This is a genomic window from Enterobacter cloacae complex sp. IR53041 (genome assembly GCF_049238285.1).
GTDB classification, from domain to species: Bacteria; Pseudomonadota; Gammaproteobacteria; order Enterobacterales; family Enterobacteriaceae; genus Enterobacter; species Enterobacter roggenkampii.
In genome coordinates this window covers 129309-145190 of the sequence record NZ_JBMKHB010000006.1, presented here as the reverse complement: position 1 = coordinate 145190, position 15882 = coordinate 129309, and the positions used below count along the sequence as shown (strand labels likewise).

The following is a 15882-nucleotide window of genomic DNA, read 5'->3' as shown; positions in this document are numbered from 1 at the left end:
CCACCCGGCACTCTCTCACAGCGGCACAAAGAACCTGAACCGTGCCCCTCTCGCCGACTCCATCAGCCTGATCCCGCCGCCGTGCAGCTCCAGCATCCGTTTCACAATCAGCAGCCCTAACCCGCCGCGATTCTCTCTCGACGCCTGGGTGTTGAGCGCCGACGGCCGCTGGAACAGATCGTCGCGCAGCGAGGCATCCACGCCCGTTCCGCTGTCGGACACTTCGACCTGCAGCTGTTCATTTTCCTGCCACACCGCCAGGCGAATTTCTCCGCCGCCAGGCGTATGGCGCATCGCGTTATCCAGCAGGTTGGTCACCACGCGTTCAATCATCGACACATCGGCGTTTACCATCGGCAGCGGCCCCGGCACGTCAATATGCAGATTGACCTCTCGCGTGCGGGCCGTGAGCTCAAACTTCTGCGCCACGTCGGAAATCAGCTCCGCCATTGCGAACCGCTCGCGCTGGGGTTTAATACCGCCGTGTTCAAGGCGCGCCAGCTCAAACAGCTGCTGCGAAAGATGCCGGACTTTTTGCCCCTGACGCAGCGCGGTGGCGAGATACTGCTGATGCTCCTGCGGCGTCAGGGTGGCGGATTTGAGCGACAGGGTTTCGAGATAGCCCAGCAGCGAGGTGAGCGGCGTGCGGAGATCGTGCGAAATATTGGCGATAAACTCACGACGCTGACGATCGCTGTCGGCCAGCCGATCCCACTGTTGGGTGATTTTGCGCGCCAGCTCGATAAAGCTGTTGCGCAGGATCGCCACTTCATCTTTTGCCGCCGCGTCCGGCGTCTGTGCCGCCAGCAGCCTGATGGCGCTTATGCTGTCCTGCTCCAGCCCGGCGACCTCCACCGTCAGCTGTTTGACCGGACGCGTGACCCAGTACCAGACCAGCAGCCCTGCCAGCAGCCCAAACAGCGCGACCCACAGCAGCGACCACAGGACGGTACTCCACAGCGCCTTGTGCCAGGCCATTTCCGCCAGGGCGTTTGACTCCTCACCCTGCAAAATAATGTACAGATAGCCTTTTAGCTCGCCGTCCTGCCGCAGCGGCGTAGCGCTAAAGACTTTTTGATTTTGACTGCGCGGATCGTCGCCCAGTACCGGCATGGCCGTGCCGCTCAGGAAACTCTGCACCGGCGCCAGATCGATTTTTTGCCGCTGAATATGGCCCGGCGGGGCAGCGTCGGCGAGGATATCGCCGTCCGGGGAGACAACGTAGAGCTCAACGCTCGGATTAAAGGTCATCAGCCGGCCAAACAGCGGTTTCAGCGCGCTGCGGTCGACCCTGCCCTGCGCGTCCAGAATCGGTTCGCGCTGAACGATCTGCTGCGCCAGCCCACCCGATAACCGCTGCACCATCGCATTACCGTACTGCATGCTGCTGTAGAGCTGGACCGCGCAGGCGACGGCGGCGCAGAGCATCATCAGCAGGATGAAGAGCAGCGTCAGACGCTGGCTCAGGCTAAAGCGACGCATCATGCTGCGGCTCCGCAAATTTGTAGCCCTTGCCCCAGACGGTGCGAATGATCTCCGGCTCGGCGGCGTCCTTCTCTATCTTGATGCGCAGGCGGTTGATATGGGTGTTGACGGTGTGCTCGTAGCCTTCGTGCTGGTAGCCCCAGACCTGCTCCAGCAGCGCCAGACGGGAGAACACCTCACCGGGATGACGGGCAAAGAAGTAGAGCAGCTCGAACTCGCGCGGGGTGAGGTCCACCACCTGGCCGTGAAGCAGCACGCTGCGCGCCAGCGGATCGATGGTCAGCCCGTGCGCCTGAATGTGTCCGTCGGTTTGCGCCTGCCCCATCGCCTGCTGGCGACGAAACAGCGCTTTGATCCGCGCAATCAACTCCTGCACGGAGAACGGTTTTGCCAGATAGTCATCGGCGCCGGTTTCCAGCCCGGTAATGCGGTCGGTTTCGCTGCTGCGGGCGCTGATGATGATCACCGGCAGGTAGCGCGTCATCTGACGGATGCGGCGGCAAATCTCCAGACCGTCAACGTTGGGCAGCATCAGGTCGAGGATCACCGCATCCCACGTCTGGGCGTCAAGACGCTGTAAGGCGTTGCCCCCGTCGGGCTCGTGGGTGATGGCGTAGCCTTCGTCTTCTAAATTGAGTCGCAGAAGCGCCGCGATATCGTGGTCGTCTTCTACCAGCAGGATCTGCTTCATGGGTAAGCCTATATTCATGTCTTATGACGTAAGCTTACCTGATTTCGCCGGGATGAAGAGTTCACATTTTGTTTAAGATTTTACGAGCAACGTCAACACTTCATAATGCGCGGTGTGCGGGAACATATCGAAAAGCTGAACGCGTTCAATGCGATAGCCCGGCAGTTGAGCGATGTCTTTCGCCATGGTCTGCGCGTTGCAGCTGGAATAGATGATGTATTCCGGCGCCATCTGGCTCAGGTAGTCGCATAGCGCATTCCCGATGCCGCGGCGCGGCGGGTTAACCAGCACCAGTTCCGGCACGTTGCCCTGGCCGGTGGCGAACTGCGTGGAGTCGAGCGCCTGGAAGCGCAGATTCGTTAACCCCAGCTCAGAGGCAGACTGCTTCGCGCAGGCAATCGCTTCGGCAGAGATCTCAATCCCGGTGAGCTGCATCTCCGGCGTGGCGCAGTGCAGGCCAAACCCGCCCACGCCGCAGAAAAGATCCCACATATGATGGATGTTCAACGCACGCACCCAGTCGCGGGCGGTGGCGTACAGGCTGCTTGCCACGGTCGGGTTGGTCTGGAAGAAGCTTTGCGGGCGGATCCACAGCGGCACGTCGTTGAAGCGCTCCGCCAGCGCGTGCTGGTCGGTGAAGAAAATCTCTTTCTCTCCTTCCATAATCGCCATATGCACCGGCTGAATGTTCGCCGTAATGACCTTCAGCTGCGGAAGCTGCGCCTGCAGCCAAGGCAGGGCGGCGCGCAGCTGCTCAAGCTTAGTTTCAGAGCGCAGCACGAAGCGCAGCATCATGCCGCCGTCGATCTGGCTTTCGGTCAGCAGAAGGTATTTCAGCTCGCCGCGCTTGCGGGCCACGCTGTAGGGCGTTAACCCCGCCCGCGCAATAAACGGCTTGAGTGCGGCAAAGACCGGTGCAAAGGAGTCGGGATACAGCGGGCAGTCGGTTAAGTCTTCCGGCGTGCCGTCGCGGTGCAGCATCCCCAGCAGCGGTTTTTCTACGCTGCCGCTGACCACCATTTTGGCTTTGTTGCGAAAACCCTGTTCCGGGCCGCTGAAGGGTGCGCACCACTCGCCCACCGCGTGTGCTGCCAGCAGCTGTTGCAGGTCGGCCATTTTGGCGGTGAGTTGTTGAGAGACCGGCTGTTCTATCCACTGACAGGAGCGGCAGCGTCCGGCGTCATAGAGTGCGCACTGCATATCAAAACCTTAAGAATTACGAGGGCTGCGATTATACACATTATTGCAGGCGGAAGAACCGCCGACTGGAGGCCGGAACGAAGAGGAGACAGAGCACCAGCATATCCGGCAGCTTTTGCATAAACAGCGCGCGCAGGATCTCACGTTTGGATTCACCGGCAATGCTGAACAGCTCCGGGTAGCCGTAGCCCAGCGAGGCGGCCCACAGATAGCTCGCCGCGGTAATCTGCGTCAGCAGATAGACCCAGCGCGCCCAGTTGCGCCCTTTGACCAGCGAAAACGCGCAGTAAATCTCGATAAACACCAGCACCAGGCTGCTCAAAAAGACCAGCGTCAGATTCCACGTCTGCACGCTGCGGTGAATGAATTCACCGATGCCGCGCACGCCCAGGGTGTTTAAAATCATCAGCACGTCCAGGCAGCGGATCATAATAATGGCGAGCGCCGCCACCTGAACCAGTGCAGGTACGTTAGGACGCGCGTGCGTAATACGTGATTTTTTTAATAATCCCAATGTTTTACTTCCCTGAAAAACAGTGCCGCGTCATGCGCGGCATATCACTGGAAATTTTAAATCCTTCAGCCGCGTCTTGCACGCTGGATATCGCGCACGCGCTGTTTTTCCGCGCGCGCCATCAAATACCAGGCGATAAATCCGACAATTCCGACCACGCCGAGGATGATAGAGGCCAGGGCGTTGATCTCCGGGTTGACCCCCATGCGCACGCTGGAGAAGACCAGCATCGGCAGCGTCGTCGCGCCCGGTCCGGAAACAAAGCTGGCGATCACCAGATCGTCGAGCGACAGGGTAAACGCCAGCAGCCAGCCGGAGATCACCGCCGGCATAATCATCGGCAGCGTGATGATGAAAAAGACCTTAAGCGGCGTCGCGCCGAGATCCATCGCCGCCTCTTCAATGGAGCGATCCAGCTCGCGCAGGCGCGAGGCGATCACCACCGCGACATAGGCGGTACAGAAGGTGACGTGCGCCAGCCAGATGGTGAGCATCCCGCGATCCGCCGGCCAGCCGATGGCGTGCGCCAGGGCCACGAACAGCAGCAGCAGCGCGAGACCGGTGATCACGTCCGGCATAACCAGCGGGGCGGTGATCATAAAGGCGAAGCCGTTCGAACCGCGAAAACGCCCGAAGCGCACCATCACCAGCGCGGCGATCGTGCCCAGCACGGACGCCATGGTCGCCGCCAGCGCCGCAATGGTCAGGCTCAGCCCCACCGCGCTCATCATCGCATCATCGTGGAACAGCTCGCTGTACCAGCGCGTCGACCAGCCTGCCCAGACCGTCACCAGTTTGGAGCTGTTAAACGAGTAGATCACCAGCATCAGCATCGGCGCATACAGGAAGGTAAAGCCGATGACCAGGATCGCAATTCGCCACGGGGAACGCACTACCGGTAAGTTATTCATCCGCGATCTCCCATCTGTTTCTGCTGATGCTTGTGGAACCACATGATCGGCACGATCAGCAGCAGCAGCATGACAATCGCCACCGCCGACGCCACCGGCCAGTCGCGGTTATTGAAGAACTCCTGCCACAGCACGCGGCCAATCATGATGCTGTCTGGCCCGCCGAGCAGTTCCGGGATCACAAACTCCCCCACCGCCGGGATAAAGACCAGCATCGACCCGGCGATAATGCCGCCTTTGGTCAGCGGGACAATGACGCTGAAGAAGGTTTTTAACGGACGGGCGCCGAGATCGAGCGACGCTTCCACCAGCGAGTAGTCGATACGCGTCAGCGCCGTGTAGATCGGCAGCACCATAAACGGCAGATAGGCGTACACAATGCCAATATAGACCGCGAGGTTGGTGTGCAGGATCGTCAGTGGCTGATCGATAACGCCTAACCACATCAGAAAATTGTTCAGCACGCCGTTGTTTTTCAGGATCCCCATCCACGCGTAAACGCGGATCAGGAACGAGGTCCACGACGGCAGGATCACCAGCAGCAGCAGGATGTTTCGCGTCGACGGCTTGCTGTGCGCCACCGCCCACGCCAGCGGATAGCCCATCACCAGACAGCAAAGCGTCGAGATCGCCGCCACCTGCAGCGATTGCAGATAGGCTTCGAAATAGAGCGGATCGTCGGTGAGCTGCAGGAAGTTACCCAGGTTTAAGGTCAGCGTCAGCTGCCCGTCGGCCCAGTCCAGCAGGTTGGTGTAAGGCGGGATCGCCCGCGCCATTTCCGCCAGGCTTATCTTGAAAACGATCAGGAACGGCAGCAGGAACAGCAGGATCAGCCACACGTATGGCATGGCGATCACCAGCTTGCGCCCGTGCTTCATCTGCATGCGCGTCAGCCAGTGGGCAAAGCCGCCCGGCTTTTCGACGCGGGCTGGAGGTTCAAGTGTACTCATTGGCCGCTCCTTATACCGTCAGCACAACGCAACTGTCTGCATCCCAACACAGGCGCACTTCGTCGCCCCAGGTCGGCTGCCCCTTGCGGTAGCGATGTTCGTTCTGTAACTGCGCGCTGAGCATCTGCCCGCTTTTCAGGCGCACGTGATAGATGGAGAGATCGCCCAGATAGGCAATGTGCACCACTTCGCCCACGGCAAAGTTATAGCCATCAGCAGGCGGATCCTCACAGAGCATGATCTTCTCCGGACGCAGCGCGACGTAAACCGGCACGTTATCCACCACCGAGTTATCCGGATCGACCTTAAGCGGATGCTGCAGCCCCGGCGATTCGATGACCAGACCGTCTTCCTGACGATCTTTCAGCAGCCCCTCGAAGACGTTAACCGAGCCGATGAACTCCGCGCTGTAGCGGGTGGTCGGATGCTCATAAATCTCTTCCGGCTCGCCAATCTGCACGAACTTCCCGCGGTTCATGATGGCGATACGTCCGGCCATGGTCATGGCCTCTTCCTGGTCGTGGGTGACCATCACGCAGGTCACGCCCACGCGCTCGAGGATATCGACCACTTCAAGCTGCATACGGTCGCGCAGCTTTTTATCCAGCGCGCCCATCGGCTCATCAAGCAGCAGCAGTTTCGGGCGTTTTGCCAGGCTGCGGGCCAGGGCCACGCGCTGGCGCTGGCCGCCGGAGAGCTGGTGCGGCTTACGCTTCGCGAACTCCTGCATGTGCACGAGGCTCAGCATCTCGGCCACGCGCGCGGTAATTTCAGCCTTCGGCAGCTTGTCTTGCTTCAGGCCAAAGGCGATGTTCTGCTCCACCGTCATATGCGGGAACAGCGCGTAGGACTGGAACATCATGTTGATCGGGCGCTGATACGGCGGCACGCTGGAGAGATCCACGCCGTCGAGCACGATCTGCCCGGCGGTGGGCTGTTCAAAACCGGCCAGCATACGCAGCAGGGTCGATTTACCACAGCCAGAGGCCCCCAGAAGGGCAAAAATTTCGCCTTTATAGATCGTCAGGCTGACGTCGTCCACGGCATGCTGGCCATCGAAAGATTTGGTGAGGTTACGAATTTCAAGCAGCGGGGTCAGCGCTTTACGGACTTTCGCCTGCGGGCGGGGGATCGCGTCATTCACGGGGTGTTCTCCGGTAGAGATCAAATCATGGTGCAGGCGCACCAGAACGGTGCGCCTGTTGCCGGGGGCGCTTCGCTTGCCCGGCCTGTGACAAAGGGTTATTTACCGCTTTTCACCTTGGTCCACGCGCGGGTACGCACGCGGTCAATTTTTGGATCCTGAACTTTCAGGGTGAAGAGCTTGGCGAACACATCCGCTGGCGGATAGATAGCCGGGTTATTACGGATTTCTTCGCTCACCAGCGGCACGGAGGCCTTGTTACCGTTCGCATAGTAAACGTGGTCGCTGATGTGGGCGATCACCTCAGGACGCATCAGGTAGTTGAGGAACTGATAGGCTTCGTCTTTGTTTTTCGCATCAGCCGGCATCGCGAAGACGTCGAAGAACGCCAGCGCCCCCTCTTTCGGAATGAAGTAGGAGACGTTCACGCCGTTTTTCGCCTCTTTCGCGCGGTTTGCCGCCTGCCATACGTCCCCTGCCCAGCCGATCGCGACGCAGATGTCGCCGTTCGCCAGGTCGTTAATGTACTGGGACGAGTGGAAGTAACGAATGTTTGGACGCAGCTTCAGCAGCAGATCGGTCGCCGGGCCGGTGTAATCATCGGCCTTATTGCTGTTCGGATCTTTGCCCAGGTAGTTCAGCACGGTCGCGAAAATCTCTTCCGGGGCATCGAGGAAGGAGACGCCGCAGCTTTTCAGCTTCTCAAGGTTTTCCGGCTTCAGCACCACGTCCCAGCTGTCCAGCTTCACGTCAGGGCCCAGCGCGGCTTTGACTTTATCCACGTTGTAGCCGATACCGGTGGTCGCCCACAGGTAAGGCATCGCGTATTTGTTGTCCGGGTCGTGCTTAGCCACCAGCTTCAGCACTTCCGGATCGAGATTTTTCCAGTTCGGTAATTTGCTCTTATCCAGCGGCTGGAAGACGCCTGCCGTCAGCTGGCGCTCCAGGAAGCTTGCGGAAGGCACCACGAGGTCAAACCCGGTGCTGCCCGCCATCAGCTTTCCTTCCAGCACTTCGTTGGAATCGAACACGTCGTAGACGACTTTAATGCCGGTCTCTTTTTCAAAATTTGCCACCGTGTCCGGCGCAATATAGTCAGACCAGTTATAAACGTGCAGCGTTTTTTGTTCCGCAGCGAGCGTGCCGGCAGAGACGGCCATCAGAGCACCCGCAACCAGACCCGATAACCATTTTTTATTCAAGGCGATCATAGTGTTATTCCTTCTGAAAGCTCGTTAACAAACGAACTAAAACTGTGCAATCAGGATATATGCAAAAATCATGCATAGTTTGTCGCTCTGCTCAAAATAAAAAGAAACCTCTTTACCCGGCAGCTTCCGCTCGCTTTTTTAAGCATCGCAAGAATAACTGTAGCCCGTGTCCCCGGCTATAGCCCAGACGAAAAAACGCCTTTTATCAATTTTTTATGCAGGTTAAGTCTACGTGATAAGCCGAAACGGCCTTCAGGGAGGTGAATAATTCTTTAAAGAAAGGTTAAAAGCAGCAGAAAAAATGGCCTTCTGCAGCCGCTATGGCAGCGACTGCGCAAAAGTCAGACAGGCTTAGTGAAGAAAATTGGGAGATGCATCATTATTCTCTGCATCATCTTCCGCGCTATACAGCAGATGGTGTGCATTGGCTTCCATCATAACCATGGAAATTTGCTCTTCGCTCAAGCGCATAAACCAGGCGAACTGCTTGAACGACAGCCCTGCCCCGGAGAATAAAGACTGGCAAACGACCAGTTTTGGCAGATTATCATCCTGTATGTCGAGAAATGCCTTCACCGTCAAAGAACTGGCATTGATTGCCGACAGGTCGGAAGCCAGCGCCAGCAGCGCGGAGGGCTTCACTTCGGCCAGCGCGGAGAAAAGGATCACGTCGTTAATCAGATCGATTTTGGCATCGAAAATGCCGTCGAAATTCTGCATATGAGGCAGATGCAGCGCCTGGCAGGAATCACATTCGAAGAACGTAATTCCGGCATCATCAAGCCATTGACGTAACGTATCCAGTGTAGGTACGACCTGTAAATCCATCGCGATGCAGCCTCTTTAATAAAAACTTCGCATAGGGTACTTAAAAAGCGCGCGGTAATCCATTTAACCACCCGTTTTCAGACAGTAGCCCGGCGTCGCATGACGCTCGATCCATAAGATCATTTTACCCGCAATATCGACCCCTGTGGTTTTTTCCACACCTTCCAGCCCCGGCGAGGCGTTCACCTCCATGACCAGCGGCCCGCGCGTCGCGCGCAGAAGATCTACACCCGCCACGTCCAGCCCCAGGGTTTGCGCCGCTTTCACGGCGATTTCCCGTTCGCGATCGCTGATATCGGCGATTCTGGCAATGCCGCCGCGGTGAAGGTTAGAGCGGAAATCGCCCTCTTTGGCCTGACGCTCGATAGCCGCCACCACCTCGTTACCCACCACAAAACAGCGAATATCGCGCCCTTTCGCCTCTTCGATATACTCCTGCACCAGAATGTGGGCATTGAGGCCCCGGAAGGCATCAATCACGCTCTCCGCCGCCTGACGGGTCTCCGCCAGCACCACGCCAATGCCCTGCGTGCCTTCCACCAGCTTGATCACCAAAGGCGCGCCGCCCACCATGTCGATCAGATCGCTGGTGTCGTCCGGGGAATGGGCAATCCCGGTGACGGGAAGATCGATCCCCTGACGGGCAAGAAGCTGCAGCGAGCGCAGCTTGTCGCGGGCGCGGGAAATGGCGACGGATTCGTTGAGCGGGTAGCTGCCCAGCATCTCGAACTGGCGCAGCGCGGCGGTGCCGTAATAGGTAATCTGGGAGCCGATGCGGGGGATCACCGCATCAAAGTGCGGCAGCTTGCGGCCTTTGTAGTGAATCGACGAGGCGGCCGGATCGATGTTCATATAGCAGGACATCGGGTCGAGGATTTCAACCTGATGCCCGCGTTTCGCCGCCGCTTCTCGCAGGCGCTTACATGAATAGAGCGTTCCATCCCGGGACAATATGGCAATTTTCACCCTGCACCTCTCTGAAGACATGGAAAAAGCCTGCGTATCATATACGCAGGCAGGCGCAGGATAAATGGACTATCGCGTCGCCCAGCCCTGTTTGTGCAGGTAATCAAGAATAAACGGGCGATTTTCTTTAATGATGGTGCGGCGAATATGGTCAGTCCAGGTGTCGCGGCGGTTATTGCTGCCGCGCGTCATGTAGTAATTCGCCAGCTCTTCATCGTAGTGATTCAGGACATCCTGATCGACCGGCTGGTAGTGGTTTTCATGCACCAGCATCGCCGCAGGAATGCGCGGCTTCAGATCCGGGTTATCCGCCGGCCAGCCAAGGCACAGGCCAAACAGCGGCAGCATGTGTTTTGGCAGCTTCAGCAGGTCGGTCACACTTTGAATGTTGTTACGCAGGCCGCCAATGTAAACGCCGCCTAACCCCAGCGACTCCGCGGCCGTAAAGGCGTTTTGCGCCATCAGCGCGGTATCCACCACGCCCAGCAGCAGCTGTTCGGCCAGCCCCAGCTCGGCCTCAGGGCAGATCTGCAGGTGGCGGTTAAAGTCGGCGCAGAATACCCAGAACTCGGCTGCCTGAGCCACATGCTTCTGCCCGCCGGTCAGCGTCACCAGCTGTTCACGCATCGCCGGGTCGGTAATGCGGATAATGGAGCTGCACTGCAGGAAGCTGGAGCTGGAGGTCGCCCTTGCGCTGTTAATAATCGCTTCGCGCTGCGCATCGGTAATCGGCTCATCGGTGAAGTGGCGAATGGAACGATGGGAAAGGAGCAGGTCTATGGTTGGCGTCATCTTGTCTCTCTTTGTCTTGCTTAAACCGTATGGCAGCCAGTATAGGCAATGATATGCGCGGTGTAATTGGCGAAACATAGCTCATAGATATTATAACGACAGGCGAAACCTTCTTTAATGACGACAGGTTATGGGGCACTATACGTGTCATTCGCCGTCAGGCTTGTTTTTTTGAGGAGAGAGAAATGTTTGCAGTTATTTTTGGTCGTCCAGGGTGCCCTTACTGTGTGCGCGCGAAAGAGCTTGCTGAGAAACTGACCGAAGAGCGCGATGACTTCAACTTCCGCTATGTGGACATCCACGCGGAAGGCATCACCAAAGCCGATCTGGAAAAAACTGTCGGTAAGCCGGTTGAAACCGTACCGCAGATCTTCCTCGATCAGAAACACATTGGCGGCTGCACCGACTTTGAAGCTTACGCCAAAGAGCACCTGGGCCTGTTTGCTGCCCAGTAATGAAATGAAAGGACGCCCTCACCGAGAGGGCGTTTTTATTTGTGGTGCCGTCGGTTATGAAGCAGACTGCGCACAAATAAGTAGCAGAGCGCGCCAAGGGCGCACCAGAAAACAGCGCTCATCAACCACGCCAGCTCCTGCCAGAAACTTCGTGTAGAGATATACAGCAAGCGCATCATCAGCAAACAGAGCGGCGCGGCCAGCATGGCGCCCAGCAGTGGCTTCACCACCTCCCCTTTACGGGAGAGAAAACTGGCAGCTGCCCCCGGCAGGGTAAAAAAGAGCAACCCGAGCTCCGGATGACCCGACGCCCTGAATGCCCCTTTCACGTTAAAAGCAAGCGACATGCATACGACCGTGAACAGCAAAAAGCAGCTGATCACCCCCGCCCAGTTTCGTTTCATATTCAACCTATCCTCCTGACTTATCTCTATCAAATACACTTTCGTCGGGTAGACGCCCAGTCAGATAAAGCAATGCGGCAATCCTTGCCAAAGTACGCACAGGGTGATGCGATAATCAGTAGCTGTCAGTAGCTAATGCGATTAAACTACACGCCAGCTAATGTTTTAGGGAATAAAGCAGGAAACAGGGAGCGTTAACGCTTTTCCCTGACCCAAAAAACAGTAGCCCAAAAAGTCCTTTCATTCAACAACTTACTGGTAAACAAGAAGTTAGCCTCCGTGAATATAAACGTCGCAGACTTGTTAAATGGGAATTACATCCTGTTATTATTTGTGGTACTGGCACTGGGCCTTTGCCTGGGTAAATTGCGCCTGGGTTCAGTTCAACTCGGTAATTCCATTGGCGTTTTAGTCGTCTCCTTATTATTAGGCCAGCAGCACTTCAGCATTAACACGGACGCGCTAAACTTAGGTTTTATGCTGTTTATTTTTTGCGTTGGCGTGGAAGCGGGACCGAACTTTTTTTCAATTTTCTTCCGCGACGGCAAAAATTATCTGATGCTGGCGCTGGTGATGGTCGGCAGCGCGCTGCTGATCGCCTTAGGACTGGGTAAACTGTTTGGCTGGGATATCGGGTTAACGGCCGGTATGCTGGCGGGCTCGATGACCTCCACTCCGGTGCTGGTGGGTGCCGGTGATACCCTGCGCCACTCCGGTATGGCCGGGGAACAGCTCTCTACCGCCCTCGATCACCTGAGCCTGGGCTATGCCCTGACCTATCTGATTGGTCTGGTGAGCCTTATCGTTGGCGCACGCTACCTCCCAAAACTACAGCATCAGGATTTGCAGACCAGCGCCCAGCAAATCGCCCGCGAGCGCGGTCTGGATACCGACTCCAAACGTAAAGTTTATCTCCCGGTGATCCGCGCCTACCGCGTCGGGCCGGAGCTGGTGGCGTGGGCTGACGGCAAAAACCTGCGCGAACTGGGGATTTACCGCCAGACGGGCTGCTACATCGAACGTATCCGCCGCAACGGCATTCTGGCGAACCCGGACGGCGACGCGGTGCTGCAGATGGGGGACGACATCGCGCTGGTGGGTTACCCGGACGCCCACGCCCGTCTCGACCCGAGCTTCCGTAACGGCAAAGAGGTGTTCGACCGCGACCTGCTCGACATGCGCATCGTCACCGAAGAGATCGTGGTGAAAAACCATAACGCCGTTGGCCGCCGCCTGGCGCAGCTGAAGCTGACCGACCACGGCTGCTTCCTCAACCGGGTGATCCGCAGCCAGATTGAGATGCCTATCGACGACAACGTCGTGCTCAACAAAGGCGACGTGCTGCAGGTCAGCGGCGACGCGCGACGCGTGAAGACCGTGGCCGACCGCATCGGCTTTATCTCCATTCACAGCCAGGTCACCGACCTGCTGGCCTTCTGCGCTTTCTTTATCGTTGGCCTGATGATCGGGATGATCACATTCCAGTTCAGCAACTTTAGCTTCGGCATTGGTAACGCCGCCGGGCTGCTGTTCGCCGGGATCATGCTGGGCTTCCTGCGAGCGAACCACCCGACCTTCGGCTACATTCCGCAGGGCGCGCTGAACATGGTGAAAGAGTTCGGTCTGATGGTCTTTATGGCGGGCGTGGGCTTAAGCGCGGGCAGCGGCATTGGCCACAGCCTGGGTGCCGTTGGCTGGCAGATGTTGGTTTCCGGACTTATCGTCAGCCTGGTGCCGGTGGTGATCTGCTTCCTGTTCGGCGCCTACGTGCTGCGCATGAACCGCGCCCTGCTCTTCGGGGCGATGATGGGGGCGCGTACCTGTGCGCCTGCTATGGAAATCATCAGCGACACCGCGCGCAGCAACATTCCGGCGCTGGGCTATGCGGGCACCTATGCTATCGCTAACGTACTGCTCACGCTGGCGGGTACGCTGATCATCATCATCTGGCCGGGGCTCGGATAACTCCTAAGAATGCGCGTGGCGGAAAATATTTTCGTTACGCGCAGAACTTTTTTATCAGGGGGCAGTCATAACTAGTGCCACTGCTTTTCTTTGATGTCCCCAATTTGTGGAGCCCATCAACCCCGCCGTTTTGGTTCAAGGTTGATGGGTTTTTTGTTGCCTGAAATTCCCCACCTTCTAATATTTTCTTCTCGCCCGCCACCAAAACATATATGATTAAACGCATATAAAAATCACACCTGCAGGAACACCCATGCTCCACCCACTCCACCTCTTCAAAACCCTCTCCGACGAAACGCGGCTCGCCATCGTCATGCTGCTCCGCGAAGCGGGCGAGCTGTGCGTCTGCGATCTCTGCGCCGCCACCGCCGAATCTCAGCCGAAGGTTTCCCGCCATATGGCGCTGCTGCGCGAGTCCGGGCTGGTGATCGACCGTCGCGAGGGTAAGTGGGTCCATTACCGTCTCTCTCCCAACATGCCTGCATGGGCGGCAGCCGTTATTGACACCAGCTGGAATTGCCTGCGGGAAGAGACGCGTATGAAGCTGAAAAACCGGCTTCCGGGTTCGTGCTAATCAAAACAAATTCACAAAAACAGATATAACGGAGTAAGCGATGTTTCTGGCAGGGGCAATTTTTCTGTTTACGCTGGTGCTGGTCATCTGGCAGCCCAAAGGACTGAGTATCGGCTGGAGCGCGACTATTGGCGCCGTGCTGGCGCTGGCCAGCGGCGTGATTCACATTAACGATATTCCGGTAGTCTGGAATATCGTCTGGAACGCCACGGCAACGTTTATCGCCGTTATCATTATCAGCCTGCTGCTGGATGAGTCCGGCTTTTTCGAGTGGGCAGCGCTGCACGTCGCTCGCTGGGGGAAAGGTCGCGGGCGATTGCTGTTTACCTGGATTATCCTGCTGGGCGCAGCCGTCGCAGCGCTGTTTGCTAATGACGGCGCGGCGCTGATCCTCACGCCTATCGTCATCGCCATGCTGCTGGCGCTGGGGTTCAGCAAGCAGGCCACGCTGGCGTTTGTGATGGCGGCAGGTTTGATCGCCGATACCTCCAGCCTGCCGCTGATTGTCTCCAACCTGGTCAACATCGTCTCCGCAGATTTCTTCGCGCTGGGGTTCAGCGAGTACGCTTCGGTGATGATTCCGGTGGATATCGCCGCGATTGCCGCAACGCTGGTTATGCTGCACCTGTTCTTTCGCAAGGAAATTCCTCCAGAATATGACCTGGCGAAACTCCAGGAGCCTGCGCGGGCCATTCACGACCTCCCGACGTTCAGAACGGGCTGGATCGTCCTCCTCCTTCTGCTCGTCGGTTTCTTCGTGCTTGAACCTCTCGGCATTCCGGTCAGCGCCATTGCGACCGTCGGCGCGCTGATTTTATTCACTGTCGCAAAACGCGGACATGCGATAAATACCGGAAAAGTGCTGCGCGGCGCGCCGTGGCAGATTGTCATCTTCTCGCTGGGGATGTATCTGGTGGTGTATGGCCTGCGTAATGCCGGGCTGACGGACTCTCTCACAGGCGTACTGAATAGCCTGGCCGGACACGGGCTGTGGGCCACCACGCTGGGAACCGGGTTCATCACCGCGTTCCTGTCATCCATAATGAACAATATGCCCACGGTGCTGATTGGCGCGCTCTCCATTGACGGCAGCACGGCAACAGGATTGATAAAGGACGCGATGATTTACGCCAACGTGATTGGCTGCGATCTGGGGCCAAAAATCACGCCTATTGGTAGTCTCGCCACCCTGCTCTGGCTTCACGTGCTGGCGCAGAAAAACATGACGATTACCTGGGGCGGCTATTTCCGGACGGGCATCATCATGACGCTGCCGGTCCTGTTTGTGACGCTCGCCGCGCTGGCGCTACGTCTCTCCTTCACACTGTAATGAGCCACTAATATGAGCCACATCACCATTTACCACAACCCCGCCTGCGGCACCTCGCGCAACACGCTGGAGATGATCCGCAACAGCGGCGCGGAGCCAGAGATTATTCTCTATCTGGAAACGCCGCCGTCGCGCGATACGCTGACCGCCCTGATTGCCGATATGGGCATTTCGGGGCGCGATTTGCTGCGTAAAAACGTGGAGCCCTATGAACAGCTCGGCCTTGCCGACGATAAGTTCACCGACGACCAGCTTATCGATTTTATGCTGCAACACCCGATCCTGATTAACCGTCCGATCGTGGTGACGCCGCTGGGCACCCGCCTGTGCCGCCCGTCTGAAGTCGTCCTCGACATTCTGCCGGACGCGCAGAAAGGGGCGTTTACGAAAGAAGATGGCGAAGCGGTGGTGGACGCCAGCGGGAAGAATATCCTGAAAAAATAATCCTTCCTCAGGTCGACG

17 protein-coding genes are annotated in these 15882 nt (G+C 57.6%); 5 read left to right on the top strand and 12 right to left on the bottom strand.

Annotated features, from left to right (window positions below; all coding sequences use genetic code 11):
• Positions 1 to 15: 15 nt before the first annotated feature.
• The 11 genes from ACOTXF_RS06780 to nfsA all read right to left on the bottom strand — a co-directional run bounded on the left by ACOTXF_RS06780 (position 16) and on the right by nfsA (position 10692).
• The gene (locus tag ACOTXF_RS06780) at positions 16 to 1485 is read right to left on the bottom strand and encodes a sensor histidine kinase (protein WP_232926453.1); all 1470 of its coding nucleotides are present in this window, start codon (positions 1483 to 1485) and stop codon (positions 16 to 18) included.
• Positions 1469 to 2176 (bottom strand): response regulator transcription factor, encoded by a 708-nt coding sequence (locus ACOTXF_RS06775; protein WP_021240925.1) that lies wholly within the window; start codon positions 2174 to 2176, stop codon positions 1469 to 1471. Before ACOTXF_RS06775 ends, ACOTXF_RS06780 begins: the two co-directional genes overlap by 17 nt.
• A 72-nt stretch (positions 2177 to 2248) precedes the next feature.
• Complete coding sequence (gene rlmC, locus ACOTXF_RS06770) at positions 2249 to 3376, bottom strand: 23S rRNA (uracil(747)-C(5))-methyltransferase RlmC (RefSeq protein WP_232926451.1); 1128 nt, start codon at positions 3374 to 3376, stop codon at positions 2249 to 2251.
• A gap of 40 nt (positions 3377 to 3416) precedes the next feature.
• Entirely contained in the window at positions 3417 to 3890 is a 474-nt protein-coding gene (locus ACOTXF_RS06765; RefSeq protein WP_021240927.1) for a YbjO family protein, read from the bottom strand.
• 65 nt (positions 3891 to 3955) lie between these two features.
• On the bottom strand, positions 3956 to 4801 hold the full coding sequence (gene potI / locus ACOTXF_RS06760) for a putrescine ABC transporter permease PotI (RefSeq protein ID WP_008503447.1): 846 nt from the start codon (positions 4799 to 4801) through the stop codon (positions 3956 to 3958).
• Positions 4798 to 5751 carry a putrescine ABC transporter permease PotH gene (potH, locus tag ACOTXF_RS06755; RefSeq protein ID WP_021240928.1) on the bottom strand — a complete coding sequence of 318 codons (954 nt, stop codon included), beginning with the start codon at positions 5749 to 5751 and terminating at the stop codon, positions 4798 to 4800. The genes potI and potH overlap by 4 nt, the downstream gene beginning before the upstream one ends.
• A gap of 10 nt (positions 5752 to 5761) precedes the next feature.
• Complete coding sequence (gene potG, locus ACOTXF_RS06750; protein WP_021240929.1) at positions 5762 to 6895, bottom strand: putrescine ABC transporter ATP-binding subunit PotG; 1134 nt, start codon at positions 6893 to 6895, stop codon at positions 5762 to 5764.
• A gap of 98 nt (positions 6896 to 6993) precedes the next feature.
• Entirely contained in the window at positions 6994 to 8106 is a 1113-nt protein-coding gene (potF, locus tag ACOTXF_RS06745; protein WP_008503444.1) for a spermidine/putrescine ABC transporter substrate-binding protein PotF, read from the bottom strand.
• A 351-nt stretch (positions 8107 to 8457) separates the two neighbouring features.
• Positions 8458 to 8934 (bottom strand): YbjN domain-containing protein, encoded by a 477-nt coding sequence (locus tag ACOTXF_RS06740; RefSeq protein ID WP_003858385.1) that lies wholly within the window; start codon positions 8932 to 8934, stop codon positions 8458 to 8460.
• Between the two features lie 63 nt (positions 8935 to 8997).
• Positions 8998 to 9900: a 30S ribosomal protein S6--L-glutamate ligase gene (gene rimK / locus ACOTXF_RS06735; RefSeq protein WP_021240931.1), complete on the bottom strand. Its 903-nt coding sequence runs from the start codon at positions 9898 to 9900 to the stop codon at positions 8998 to 9000.
• Positions 9901 to 9969: 69 nt separating this feature from the next.
• The gene (nfsA, locus tag ACOTXF_RS06730; protein ID WP_232926449.1) at positions 9970 to 10692 is read right to left on the bottom strand and encodes a nitroreductase NfsA; all 723 of its coding nucleotides are present in this window, start codon (positions 10690 to 10692) and stop codon (positions 9970 to 9972) included.
• A gap of 185 nt (positions 10693 to 10877) precedes the next feature.
• Here nfsA and ACOTXF_RS06725 point away from each other — a divergent pair, with 185 nt between their 5' ends.
• Positions 10878 to 11147, top strand: a complete 270-nt coding sequence (locus ACOTXF_RS06725; RefSeq protein ID WP_006809455.1) for a GrxA family glutaredoxin — start codon at positions 10878 to 10880, stop codon at positions 11145 to 11147.
• Between the two features lie 35 nt (positions 11148 to 11182).
• Here ACOTXF_RS06725 and ACOTXF_RS06720 read toward each other — a convergent pair whose 3' ends face one another.
• Positions 11183 to 11557 (bottom strand): inner membrane protein YbjM, encoded by a 375-nt coding sequence (locus ACOTXF_RS06720; RefSeq protein WP_025912901.1) that lies wholly within the window; start codon positions 11555 to 11557, stop codon positions 11183 to 11185.
• A gap of 273 nt (positions 11558 to 11830) precedes the next feature.
• On the opposite strand from ACOTXF_RS06720, the gene ACOTXF_RS06715 reads away from it, so the two are divergent.
• The 4 genes from ACOTXF_RS06715 to arsC all read left to right on the top strand — a co-directional run bounded on the left by ACOTXF_RS06715 (position 11831) and on the right by arsC (position 15864).
• Positions 11831 to 13516 (top strand): aspartate:alanine antiporter, encoded by a 1686-nt coding sequence (locus ACOTXF_RS06715; protein WP_008503440.1) that lies wholly within the window; start codon positions 11831 to 11833, stop codon positions 13514 to 13516.
• Positions 13517 to 13769: 253 nt separating this feature from the next.
• Positions 13770 to 14090 carry a metalloregulator ArsR/SmtB family transcription factor gene (locus ACOTXF_RS06710; protein ID WP_008503437.1) on the top strand — a complete coding sequence of 107 codons (321 nt, stop codon included), beginning with the start codon at positions 13770 to 13772 and terminating at the stop codon, positions 14088 to 14090.
• A gap of 40 nt (positions 14091 to 14130) precedes the next feature.
• A complete protein-coding gene (locus tag ACOTXF_RS06705) occupies positions 14131 to 15420 on the top strand; it encodes an arsenic transporter (protein ID WP_232926448.1) in 1290 nt (429 codons plus the stop codon).
• 12 nt (positions 15421 to 15432) lie between these two features.
• Positions 15433 to 15864: a glutaredoxin-dependent arsenate reductase gene (gene arsC / locus ACOTXF_RS06700; protein ID WP_048961934.1), complete on the top strand. Its 432-nt coding sequence runs from the start codon at positions 15433 to 15435 to the stop codon at positions 15862 to 15864.
• Positions 15865 to 15882 lie beyond the last annotated feature (18 nt).

Coding starts and splice junctions, on each gene's coding strand:
- ACOTXF_RS06725 (WP_006809455.1), top strand. CDS start 10,878: ATGTTTGCAGTTATTTTTGGTCGTCCAGGGTGCCCTTACTGTGTGCGC.
- nfsA (WP_232926449.1), bottom strand. CDS start 10,692: ATGACGCCAACCATAGACCTGCTCCTTTCCCATCGTTCCATTCGCCAC.
- potH (WP_021240928.1), bottom strand. CDS start 5,751: ATGAGTACACTTGAACCTCCAGCCCGCGTCGAAAAGCCGGGCGGCTTT.
- ACOTXF_RS06775 (WP_021240925.1), bottom strand. CDS start 2,176: ATGAAGCAGATCCTGCTGGTAGAAGACGACCACGATATCGCGGCGCTT.
- ACOTXF_RS06705 (WP_232926448.1), top strand. CDS start 14,131: ATGTTTCTGGCAGGGGCAATTTTTCTGTTTACGCTGGTGCTGGTCATC.
- rlmC (WP_232926451.1), bottom strand. CDS start 3,376: ATGCAGTGCGCACTCTATGACGCCGGACGCTGCCGCTCCTGTCAGTGG.
- ACOTXF_RS06780 (WP_232926453.1), bottom strand. CDS start 1,485: ATGATGCGTCGCTTTAGCCTGAGCCAGCGTCTGACGCTGCTCTTCATC.
- arsC (WP_048961934.1), top strand. CDS start 15,433: ATGAGCCACATCACCATTTACCACAACCCCGCCTGCGGCACCTCGCGC.
- potF (WP_008503444.1), bottom strand. CDS start 8,106: ATGATCGCCTTGAATAAAAAATGGTTATCGGGTCTGGTTGCGGGTGCT.
- ACOTXF_RS06710 (WP_008503437.1), top strand. CDS start 13,770: ATGCTCCACCCACTCCACCTCTTCAAAACCCTCTCCGACGAAACGCGG.
- ACOTXF_RS06740 (WP_003858385.1), bottom strand. CDS start 8,934: ATGGATTTACAGGTCGTACCTACACTGGATACGTTACGTCAATGGCTT.
- potI (WP_008503447.1), bottom strand. CDS start 4,801: ATGAATAACTTACCGGTAGTGCGTTCCCCGTGGCGAATTGCGATCCTG.